This window comes from Arthrobacter sp. AZCC_0090, assembly GCF_014207375.1.
GTDB lineage: Bacteria > Actinomycetota > Actinomycetes > Actinomycetales > Micrococcaceae > Arthrobacter.
Genome location: NZ_JACHEE010000011.1, coordinates 37,925 through 49,517, shown reverse-complemented (window position 1 = coordinate 49,517; position 11,593 = coordinate 37,925). Strand labels below are relative to the sequence as shown.

Sequence of the window (11,593 nt, the reverse complement as noted above, 5' to 3'; positions counted from 1 at the left end):
TGGGACAACGCTAGCTAGGAAGCAGGGTGCGTGAAGGGAACCCGGTCGAAGGACACGACGCTTGCTGAGTCCTCGGGATTGACCGTGACCTTGAGCCAGTCCTTTGCATTGTTGGACCCATCCACAGTGACCCGCGTCAGGTTCTTCGCCGCGGTGGCCTGGCCGTAGAACGTAAGCCACGCCGAACCGTCTGCGAGAGGGTGGTCCTGGTTGTAGACGTGGCTGTCGCCGTTGATCAGGTAAACCGGGCCACCAAATGAGTTCGATTCCTCGATCAAGGTCTGCACCAGGGGCTTGAACGCACCAAAATCCGTCTGGGAAGGAGCCGCGACTGTCGGGTCGAACATATCGGCCTGCGTCATCACGACGACGGCCCGGTCACCGTTGTTCCGCGCCTTGCGGAAAGTGTCCTTCAGTTCCTGGATGTCTGCCCGGGTCCTCTGCTGCACTTCGTTCAATTGGGCGGCGGTGGGCTGTGTCTGGCCGAGTCCCTTCCAAGGCAGCATCGAGTTGTTACTACCCGGAATGTTGACAGCAGTGAAGGCGACCTCATGCTTGCGGAAGCTGACGTTTTCCGGGAAGCCTTCCTTGGCCTGTGACTTCACTTGCATGGGCGAACCAAGCGTGACACCTGGTTCCGGGAAGAAGACTTCACGGACCTTGGCCAGTCTCTCCAAGGGGTTGTAAGCTCCATTGTTCGTTCGGTGGCAGTCAGTCCACTCGTTGTCGCCCGGGGTGTAGACGAGTGGCGCCGTAAAGCTGTCGAAGTTCTTCTTGATGGCTTCGAAGTACTGGTCCGTGCACTGGGACGATCCGTTCTTGATGTCGCCCACATGTGCTACAAAACTCAGTTCCTTGTGTGCGTTAAGGTCCTGAACGTAGGACGGGAACGCCTGGATTTCAGCGTCACCGTAGGGCACATCCCCGATCACTCCAAAGCTGAAGCCGTTGGTGTTGCCCTCATGGCCGTTGCCGTTGGAGCCATTCTGTCCAAACTCAGGCCCGCTGTTTGCGGCGCCGTTGTTTGCCGCAAGGGCCGGCGGAGTGAGCAACGTGGTTGAGAGCAGGACGGCCCCAACCGTCGCGATCGCGAACCTTGTCATTGAACGCATGAAATTCTCCTCGTCGTTGGTCTGGGATTCCCCGGACGAGGCTATTGGCGCGAGCTGAATTCGAAGAGTCGGCCACGTGAATCTTCCCTACCGGAATCCGGCCCCAGAAGACCCGGGAACGCAAAAGGCCCCGGTCCAAGGACCGGGGCCAAAACGCGGAGACGGGGGGATTTGAACCCCCGGTGGAGTTGTGCCCCACACTTCATTAGCAGTGAAGCCCATTCGGCCGCTCTGGCACGTCTCCAGTTGCTATTGCTAGCCAACCAAGGATACGCAGAACTGGGCACCCAGCGCAAAACGGGGGACCCAGGGGCCGCGGGCGTGGATCTTAGGCGACCGTCACCGCCCCGCACCCTCCTTGCCCGCAAGCGCCCGCCACAGGAAGTGCTGGCTGCGGGCTTGGAGCGAGGCCGCTTGCCGGTTGTCCGAGGCTCCGGCGTGACCGCCTTCAAGTGCTTCGTGGAACCACACGTTCGGGATGCCCATCGCCTGCATCCGGGCTGCCATCTTCCGCGCCTGGACCGGGCCCACTCGGTCATCGGAGGTGGCCGTCCAGATGAACGTCTCCGGGTAGTCCACGCCGTCGCGCAGCAGGTGGTACGGCGAGAAGGTACGGATGTATTCCCACTGTTCCGGGACGTCCGGATCGCCGTATTCTGCAATCCAGGAGTAGCCGGCCGAAAGTTTCGTGTAGCGGCGCATGTCCAACAACGGGACACCGCAGGAGACCGCCCCGAACAGTTCCGGATACTGGGTTAACATGTTGCCAACTAGCAGCCCGCCGTTGGAACCGCCCACGCAACCGAGCCTGCGCGGACTGGTGACGTCCCGCGAAATGAGGTCCCGGGCAACCGCGGCGAAGTCCTCGAACGCACGGTACCGCTTTTCCTGCAGGGCGGCACGGTGCCAGGCCGGACCGTACTCGCCGCCGCCGCGGATGTTGGCTACGACGTACACGCCGCCACGGGAATGGGATTCTGAGCCGTCTTCGGATTGGATGCTTTCACTTCGGCGTTCCAGCCACGCACGGCCGATGGCTCCGCTGTAAGCAGGGGTCCTGGAGATCTCGAAGCCGCCGTAGCCCGAGAGCTGGGTGGGGTTTTCGCCGTCGAGGTCAAGATCTTTGGACGCCACCTGGAAATAGGGCACACGGGTGCCGTCTGCCGAGGTGGCGAAGTGTTGCTGGACCTCGTAGTCGGCCTCGTTGAAGAACGACGGCGAGGACTTCACCACGGAGTGCGTGCTGGACACCCCGCCGTCGTGGCCCGCGTCGAGAGTGTAGCTGGCGATGCCTGGGGACAGCGTGCCGCGCATGAGGGTGGTGGGAGTGGTGAAGCCGGTTGCCACGAGCCAGTAGTCGTTGCCGGCGTCGTCGCCTTCTGCTTCGTCCTCGTCGTCGACGGCGTAGGCGTTCACATCGTGCAGCGGTGGGCACGCATCGAGCAGGGTCACGGCCCACCCGCCCGCAGAATCCTTGCGTGCGGGGTCGATTACCCTGATCTCGGAAGAGACATCGTGCAGCAGGTTCAGGAGCAGGTAGTCCCGAGTCCAACTCCAGGACTGCAGGGAGGTGTGCTCATCCGGGGTGAAGAGCACCGTGAAGTCGCGTGCTCCGGACAGATAGCCCTCAAAGTCGGCGGCCAGCAGCGACCCCGCCGGGTAGGTGGTATCGCCGACGTTCCAGTCCTGCCGCGGACGGAACATGAGCCAGTCGCGGTGGGAACTGAGGTTGACGTCCGTTGGGACATCAATGGCAAGCCACTCGTCGTCACGCAGTACGGAGGTGGTTCGGTTGAAGAAGTCGATCCAATCGACGGCGAAGGTGCGTTCGAAACCCGGGGTGGAGTCGTGGGCGACGAGGGCCATCATGTGGTCTTTGGGGATCTCGAAGATCCGCTCGGCTTCAGCCAGGCTTTGGCCGCGTCGAAGCCTCACGCCGGTCCGCGCGTAGGACGAGCTGGTTTTCGGCAGGCCATCCGCAGTAGTGGAAACCAGCAGCGTATCGGCGTCGAGCCAGCTTACGTTGCCCTTCGCAGTCGGAAGGTCGAAGCCGCCAGCTGCAGGGTCCACGAAACTGCGCGTATCGACGTCGAACTCGCGATGGCGGTTGGCATCGCCGCCGTCGGGGGACAGGGCGACGATGGCGAAGCGGTGCGGTTCGCCCTCGGCCGGACGGAGGAAGTTGGCGCCGTGGAACACCCATTCTTCGCCTTCTGCCGCGGCCAGCGCGTCTATGTCCAAAAGCACGTCCCATTCGGGGGTGTCGCTGAGGTAGCTCTCCCACGTGGTCCGGCGCCAGAGACCTTTGGGGTTCTGCTGGTCCTTCCAGAAGTTGTAGTAGTGCTCGCCGCGTTTGTTGACCATGGCGATCCTGTCAGTGGAGTCCAGAACCTCGAGGATTCCGGTTTCCAAAGCGGCGTACTCGGCATCGTCGAGCAAGTCTTCAGTGCGGGCATTTTGCTCCCGCACCCAAGCCAGCTGTTCCTCGCCATGAACGTCTTCGAGCCAGATATTCTCGTCGACAGGTTCGGGTGCGATTGCGGTTCCCTGGGCAGTTTCGTTGTCGGGCGCGGGCGCTTGATCAGCTGCTGTGGTGGTCATCCCTCATCCTAGAGTCACTGTCTGAGAAGGAAGCAAGTCACAAGAAGTTAAGCTTGGGCGTGGGTAAATCGCAGAACATTCGGGTAGGGCTGATCGGGGCAGGGCCTCGCGGCACCAGTGTGCTGGAGCGTCTACTCGCCAATTGGGCTGCGATGGAAACGCCAACGCGTTCCCTGCACATCGACGTCGTGGATCCCTTTCCCGCGGGTCCGGGACACGTCTGGCAGCCCGAACAGTCCCGGCTGTACCTCATGAACACTCAGTCTTTCTACCCCACCCTGATTCCCGAGGACGATCAGCTCGCGCCGCCCTTGGCCGGGGGGTCTTTCGAGCGGTGGCGGTCGGAACAGCGTGCGTCCGGGGGCACCGGCCTGAGCCAAGAGGAGCGGGCCGAACTTGCCGCCCTCGCCTCCCACGACTTTCCAAGCCGCGCCCTCTATGGACGGTATCTGCGCTCCACGCTGGAAGAATTGCTGGAAAGTGTCCCTGCCGGCGTCGAGATCGCTTTCCACCGGAGCAACGCCGTGGCGGCGCGTCCCCTGCCGGGTGGCCCGGCGGACGGCGCAGCGTACGCCCTGCCGGTCGGGCCTGTGGGCGGAGGGTTCGACGTCGAACTCGACGACGGCGCTCGCCTCACCGTCGATTCCCTCGTCCTCGCGCTGGGCCACCTTGGGTCCCGGCTCAACCCGGAGCAGCGTTCGTTCAGCGAGGCTGCTGCGGAGCTCGGTCTGCTGTACTTCCCGCCGGCCGCTCCTGCCGACGTCGACTGGGCCTTGGTCCCGGACAAGGAAACGGTCCTGGTCCGGGGCATGGGCCTGAACTTCTTCGACGTCATGGGCCAGTTGACGGAAGGCCGCGGGGGACAATTCGTGGCGGCCGGCGACGGTCTCCCGGGGAAGCTCAAGTACGTGCCCTCGGGCCGGGAACCGAAGATCATCGCGGCGTCCAGGCGCGGTACTCCGTACCGGGCCAAGGCTGGGTTGGACGGCTACTATCCGAAGTCGGTGCGTTTGCGGTACTTGACGGAGAGTGCGCTGAAACGCTTTGCCGCCGCGGGTATCCAACCTGGCTTCGATCATGACCTCTGGCCCCTCCTGCATCGTGACGCCTTGTGGGCATACTACTCCACGTTGGTTGTTGCTGAACCAGTGGCCGTGTCTGATGCGACGGAATTCCTGACTGCTCTCGAAGACCTGCTGCGTCCCCATGCGCATGCCACCGGGCGGTGGGAAAACCAAGTCGCGGAGTTGGTTTCCATCCACGTTGCGGCGTCGCGCCGCCTTGACCTTCTGGGCCTCGCGGCGCCCTTGGCCGGGCGTTCCTTCGCGTCCAGGAAGGAACTCGACGCCGCCGTCGTGGACTATCTGGACGACGACGCCCGCCGTTCCGCGCTGGGTGAGGCGGATCCCGTGAAGATGGCAATCGGCGCCTTGCACACGGGACGGGCCATCTTGAAAAGTGCCGTGGCCGACGGCGGCATCACGGACGAATCGTGGGTGGGTGAACTCCGGGGCTGGTTCGAGTCCTTCGTTGAGGGGCTCGCGAGCGGTCCTCCCGCCCTGCGTGCCGAACAGCTAGCCGCTTTGGCGCGTGCCGGCGTCGTGAGTTTCGTGGGGCCGGATCCGCGGTTCAACGTTGACCATGGCAGGGGTGTCTTCCGGGCGGTATCCGCCTGGGTGCACGAGGGCGCTGCCGAAGCCAGGACGCTGATTGAAGCGATGTCTCCGGCGAACAGGGTGGGCGCGAGTGTTTCCCCGTTCTTGCGGCAGTTGCTCGCGGATGGGTTGGTGCGGCCCAAGGTGATGATGACGGCCGAGGGAACGCCGGTGCAGACCTCCGGATTGGATGTCCAAGCGCACCCCTACCGTCTGGTGGGTGGCAACGGTTCCCTGACTCCCGGGATGTACGCCTTGGGCCTGCAACTTTCTTCTGCCCAGTGGGGGACGGCCATCGCCGCCGAAGCCCGACCTTCCGATGGTCCCGCCTACCCCAGCGGCCAGCGGACCCTCCGCGACGCCGACGAAATCGCGAGGGACATGCTCGGCCTGCCCCCGCAAAAATGAGCATGCTCCCCCGTGTTCCACCAAGAAAAATGAGCATGCTCCCCGCCCGCTCCGACGAGTGGACATATTCCCAATATGTCCACTCGCCAAGGCCGGGGGAGAGCATGCTCATTGGTGGCTGGCGCTGCGATTAGCCCTTAAGGCATTTCTGGTACTCGAGCCATGCAAAGGCATACTTGATCCAGCCGAGCACGTCGTACCACTTGCTTGGCTTGACCGGTGCCGTGCACTTCGGGGGCAGCGGAGCAGCGACCTGGACGGCGACCTTCACCACAGTCCCTGACTCGACGGCGGTCAGCACCAAGGTGCCTGTTCCGGCAGCCGCTCCCGCGGGAACCTTGGTGTTCACTGTTGCAGCACCGGATGCCACACTGACTGTTCCCAGCTCCGTTGCGACGCCCTTGGCATCTGTGAAGATGACCTTGAGCGAGGCGTTTTGCGGGCTACCGAGAGAGGTCAGATTCAGCTTGGAGACGGCCATGGTCATGGCGTCTCCGCCCCTCACCTCTGCCGCCGTCGTGTTCACGACGGCAATGGATCGGCGTGCGAAGTCCGGCGAGACAGGGTTGTGCTCGCGCAAGTACTTGATCCACGCGTCACGATCCACCAGTCCGGAGTCCTTGGTGTTGCTGCCGTCCTTGAAGACACGGAAGTTGTCGCCACCTGCAGCCAGGAAGCTGAAGGTGCCGATCCGGTACGACTTCGCGGAGTCGAGGAGCGCGCCACTCACCCAAACGGAGGTGATCCGGTCGCCAGCCGCACGGGCGGCGTCGTACGTGTAGTTCACGTTCTTGGACAGTCCCAGCTGCAAGTATGGACGGCTCGGGACGGAACCATCGGCGTTAGTCTGCCACTGCTGCTCAAGAAGCGACTTGAACTGCGTGCCGGTGAGGGACGTGGTCCAGAGGTTGTTCACGAAGGGCAGCACAGCGTTGGCTTCCGCGTACGTGATGGTGCCGTCGGGCGCGTAGTAGAGCTCGTTGCGCAGGCCGCCGGGGTTCACGACGCCGATCTCGGCCCCACCAAGCTCGGGCGCCTTAAGCGTGTCCACGAGCGAATCCGCCACCAGATTGCCAAGCGTGGATTCGCTCGCGCGGTCATCACGCTTGGGAGCACCGCCGGCGGGGTCCGGCGTGAAGGCAGTGGTGATATCCGCAGTGACCGCACCAACCGGCTGGTTCCCGACGGCGGCGGCGTCGGCAAGTGCCTTGTCCACGATGGCCTTGACTTGCGCAGCACGGGGGTACGTTCCGGACATGTCCGTTGTGGAGCGCTTGACGTTGCCCGCGGTGTAGGCAGTCACCGTCATGCTCTTGGTGTCCACCGTCAGGGTGATCCGCCCGATGTTCTCGCCGTAGTTGCCGGTCTGCACGATCGGGCGGGTCTTGCCCGTCGGCTGGCCGTTGGCGTCAAGGATCGGGGCGTCCCAGGCGTATTCCTTGTGCGTGTGGCCGGTGAAGATGGCCACCACATCGGGTGTGGTTTCCTTCACGAGCTTGGCGAACGGGCCTCCCGCCGCGACTTCCTGCTCAATCGTGGCGTCCTCCGGCGTACCTGCTCCGGCGCCGTCGTGGATTTCCGCGACGATCACGTCGGCGAGCTTGTCGGCCTTGATCTCGGCAGCTACTCGATTGACGGCGTCCACAGGGTCACCGAACTCGAGGTCAGCGATGCCAGCCGGACTGACAAGTGAAGGGGTTTCCTGGGTCACGGTCCCGATGACGGCCACCTTGATACCGTTCATGTCCAGAACGGAGTACTCCGGCAAGACCGGCGTAGTGGTGCCCTTCTGGTAGACGTTGGCACCCAGGACCGGGAACTTCGCATTGTTGCCGGGAGCGATGACGCGGTCGCGCAAGTCCGCCCATCCGCCGTCGAACTCATGGTTGCCCACAGCGGACGCCTTGAGCTCAAGGGCGTTCAAGACATCGATGGTCGGCTGGTCCTTGGCCACAGCAGAGGCGAACAGGGACGCGCCGATGTTGTCTCCCGCAGAGATGAACGCGGTGGAACCGGGAGTGGCAGCCGCGCGGAGCTGTTCGATGGTGCTGGCGAACAAGACGGTGTTGCTGTCGATACGTCCGTGGAAGTCATTGATGCCCAGGAACTGCAGGTCAACAGAGGCAGGGGTGGTCGGAAGGTTCAGGCCAACCACCACAGGGTCGTGGTCGCTGGCCCGGAACTGGTCCGGAGCGTAGTAGTTGACCACGTTGTTGTTGTACCTGCTGTACTCGAACGCGACCGACTCTACGGAGTTGATGTTCCAGATGTCGGTTCCCGTGACTACCTCATGAGCGGCAGGAGAAGCCAAAATGTGGTCGAGGGAGCCAACCATTCCGCCGAACAAGTACGAGTGCTTGCCCGTGCTGGTTTCCAGATCCGCGTAGCCGGCCCCCGTGAGGACATTTATCGGGTCTTCCTTGGAATAGGCGTTGAAATCGCCGATCAGGAACAGCTTGTCGGTGCCCTTGGAGGACTTCAACTTATCGGCGAAGGTCAGGAGCGACTGTGCCTGCTTGGTGCGGGCAAGATTGGAGGCGCCTTGGCCCTTGTCAGTGTCGTCCGGCGTGGCTGCGGATCCCTTGGATTTGAAGTGGTTCACGATCGCGATGAACTTCTTGTCATCGGCGGCCCCCACTGGTTTGAACACCTGGGCGAGGGGCTTGCGTGCGCTGGCGAAAGCGACGGTGTCGTTGTGGATGATCGACTCACCCAGTGGTTCGGCGGTGGCCTTCTTGAAAATGAATGCCGTGCGGATCATGTCCTCATCGCTCAGCGGGGGAGCGTTGGCAGGCGTGCGGACATAATCCCAGATTCCCGGGGTTGCAACATTGAGGGAATCCACCAGCTTGGCGAGGGCATCGTCGCGGTTCTTGCCGAATTGTGCCGAGTTCTCGATCTCCTCCAAGGAGACGACGTCGGCCCCGGACTTGTTGATGGCAGCGACGATCTTTGCCTGCTGGCGCTGGAGGTTCTCGGCATTCGCCGCGCCGCGGGCGTTGCAGCCGTCCTTGATCGTGATCGGGTTGCCGTCGCGGTCCGTGTAGTAGTTGCAGCCACTGAGCTGGTCACCCGTGGTGGGGAAGTAGTTCAGAACATTGAAGGACGCGATCTTCAGGTTGCCGCCCACATTGGCCGGGTCCTGGGGCCGGCTACCGGCGAAGCTGACCGGTTGCACGGAATCGGCGGTGGCCGGGGTCAGCTGGGAGAGCGGCTGGAATTTCCAGGAGTTATTCCCGTAACCGAGGATCACGTTGGTACGGAAGGTCGCAGCCGATCCAACCCGGACGGGATCACTTGTGGTCAGGTAGGGGAGCGCCTGGGCCTTCGTGGAGGCGTCCTTGAGGAAGTTGGTGGATGCGCCGTCGTCGAGCTTGATCCCGCGCAGGGCATTGTCCGCAACCACCGCGTTGTATTCCGCTGAACCGTAGCTTGCCACGGCTGTCGGCTGAACCAACGGTGAGGTTCCCGCCGCCAGGCCGATTTCGCCGTACTGGTTGAGCGAGTAGTTGTCCGTCACCGTGAAGGCGCCCTGCGGTGCCAGGAGCATGCCTTCGTAGCGCTCGCGGGCGGCTTCGTCGGCCGGGAGCAAGAAGTTGCTGGGCTTGACCTCAGGCGCGGCTTCGGTGACCTTCTTTACTCCGGCTGCATCTGCGGTGAGCTGCGTCTGGTTGGCGAATTCGCTCACTACGCCGGTGAGCTCGAGGTAGTCGCCGATCTGGGTGCTCGCGACGGTCGACGGCGAGTAGACGAAAATCGCGTCCGACGCCGTCCTGGCCGTCGGGTCGATGTCGCCGCCGGTGCCGGGGGTCTGCACGTAGTAGCCATTGAAACCGCCTGTGGCGTAGACGGCGGTGACCTTACCGCGAGTGGTGACGGTGGCGCCGACAAACGGGCTGGCCGCTCCCGTGCCTTGGATTTCCGCAATGGTCTTGGTCTCCGGCCCTGCGGGCGGAGGAGTTGTGGCACCGGCCGCCGTCGGGGTGATGGCGGCGCTGAGCGCCAGATCGGCGGCGTTGTTGTCAGTGTCCGATCCGTTGCTCCGGTTCAGGCTCCTGACATCGGTGTTGCCCGTCGGTGCGAGGGCCGCTGCGGTCTCAAAGGTGTTTGTGGTGCCGTAGCCGAGGAGATCGGCTACGGCGGGGCTGCCCACTACGGAACCCGTGGGGAGCGGGTTCACTGCAGTGCCTTGCTTGGCAAGGACGATTGTTCCGGCACTTCCGCTCGGATTGAGTGTGCCGGAACCGTCGACGTCGGCAGCTGGCAATTCTGCCGCCGTCGAGGCCGTGTTGTTGCTGCCGCCCTTGATGAGGAAGTATCCCTTGGCCGGGATGTGGCCGCTGAGGGGAGTGATGAAGGTGGGAGGGTTGACGTTGCTCGCCGCGCGGTATTGGAGCGACCAGCCGCTCAGGCTTACGGCGGAGTCGGAGTTGTTGTAGAGCTCCACGAACTTGTTCCGGAACGCAGCTCCGGCGCTGCCTCCGCTGAGGTAGGCCTCATTGATCACCACCGACGGGCTTGTCGCGGGTGGTGTATCGGCTGCCATGGCCGGAACGATGGTTAGCGGGGCTGCAAGGAGCCCCGCCGACACCACCAAACCGATCAAAAAATTCCCATTTTTGAAATGCATTAGCTCTAACTTTCAATTGGCCCTGTGGGGCGCAGTGGAAGACGCCCGTCGCGTGTGTCGGCGGGCGGTGAACCGGGCTTTACTCCGGTGGGGATATCACGCTCGGCATCACATCAGGCACGGGTGAATGCCGGGTTGCCGCGTGGTGACGGCGACACGTCAGGGTTCGGACCGCCCTGGGGAAGGCGAATCGTCCGGACACGGAAAAGGTCCCCACGGATGCTCCGTGGGGACCTGTGCGAGTGGAAGGCTCCAGCGGATCCCCCGACGCTGGCGAAAGAACCCTGCCGGCGGTGCCGGCCGTTGCTGGCCAACTCCGGCCGGCAGGGTCCGTGGTGGTGTGGGCTTATGAGGCCTGGTTTTCGATGAGCTTGAAGATCGCACCCGTCGGGTCGGTCAGGGTGGCCATCCGCCCGTAGGGAGTGTCTTCAGCGGCCTGGACGATGGTAGCGCCTAGGGAGACGGCCTGCTCGATGGTGGCATCGACCTTGTCCACGGCGAAATAGACCCCCCAGTAGGACGGCACCTCGGCCGGGAGGAAACCGGAAGCATCCATGATGCCGGCCTTGGAGTCGTCGCCCGCCCCGAGTGTGGTGTAGCGGAACTCGGGGGTGTCGCCCACGACGGTCGTTTCCCAGCCGAAGACCTTCTGGTAGAAGGAAACCGCAGAGTCGTACTCCTTGGCGAAGAGCTCGTGCCAAGCAGGTGCGCCTGTTTCGGCAGCCAGCTGATAGCCCTTCATCTCGCCGAACTGCCAGGCACCGATGGCTGCTCCGGAGGAATCCGCGTACATGGCCATGGTCCCCTGGTCCGGCACTTCCATGGGTTCCATGTAGACCTGGCCGCCGTTGGCGACGGCCGCTTCAGTGGTCGCCTTGATGTCATCGGTGCGCAGGTAGGTGGACCAGACATCGGGCATCTGGCCCATGTCTTCCTGCTTCTGCATGATCCCGGCCACCATCTTGCCGTCCTTCGAGGCCGTGATGTAACCGCCGTACTTTTCCTGGTCTCCGGTCTCGAAGGTCCAGCCGAAGAGCGTGTTGTAGAAGGACTTTGCCTTCTCCGGGTCCGAGGTCATCAGGTCGATCCAGCAAGGTGAGCCGGGGGTGATGTCAGGCGTGGGCATGTTTGCTCCTGTGTCGTTACCGCGGTGTTGCCACGGTTTCATGAGTGGGTGGTGGAGACAA

5 protein-coding genes and 1 tRNA gene are annotated in these 11,593 nt (G+C 63.3%); 1 reads left to right on the top strand and 5 read right to left on the bottom strand.

Translation table 11 applies throughout. The features are described from left to right. Positions 1 to 14 precede the first annotated feature (14 nt). The 3 genes from HNP00_RS16845 to HNP00_RS16835 form a co-directional block, all read right to left on the bottom strand. Positions 15 to 1,112 (bottom strand): hypothetical protein, encoded by a 1,098-nt coding sequence (locus HNP00_RS16845; protein ID WP_184740879.1) that lies wholly within the window; start codon positions 1,110 to 1,112, stop codon positions 15 to 17. 156 nt (positions 1,113 to 1,268) lie between these two features. Continuing rightward, positions 1,269 to 1,356, bottom strand: a tRNA-Ser gene (locus HNP00_RS16840). Between the two features lie 95 nt (positions 1,357 to 1,451). Beyond that, positions 1,452 to 3,713: a prolyl oligopeptidase family protein gene (locus HNP00_RS16835; protein WP_184740878.1), complete on the bottom strand. Its 2,262-nt coding sequence runs from the start codon at positions 3,711 to 3,713 to the stop codon at positions 1,452 to 1,454. Positions 3,714 to 3,772: 59 nt separating this feature from the next. Between HNP00_RS16835 and HNP00_RS16830 the strand changes: the two genes are divergently transcribed. After that, complete coding sequence (locus HNP00_RS16830; RefSeq protein WP_184740877.1) at positions 3,773 to 5,776, top strand: FAD/NAD(P)-binding domain-containing protein; 2,004 nt, start codon at positions 3,773 to 3,775, stop codon at positions 5,774 to 5,776. Between the two features lie 130 nt (positions 5,777 to 5,906). Here the strand turns inward: HNP00_RS16830 and HNP00_RS16825 are convergent, their stop codons facing one another. Both HNP00_RS16825 and HNP00_RS16820 read right to left on the bottom strand, forming a co-directional pair. Then, entirely contained in the window at positions 5,907 to 10,322 is a 4,416-nt protein-coding gene (locus HNP00_RS16825) for an ExeM/NucH family extracellular endonuclease (protein WP_395893832.1), read from the bottom strand. Between the two features lie 430 nt (positions 10,323 to 10,752). Then, positions 10,753 to 11,532 carry a VOC family protein gene (locus tag HNP00_RS16820; protein ID WP_184740875.1) on the bottom strand — a complete coding sequence of 260 codons (780 nt, stop codon included), beginning with the start codon at positions 11,530 to 11,532 and terminating at the stop codon, positions 10,753 to 10,755. Between the last annotated feature and the right edge of the window lie 61 nt (positions 11,533 to 11,593).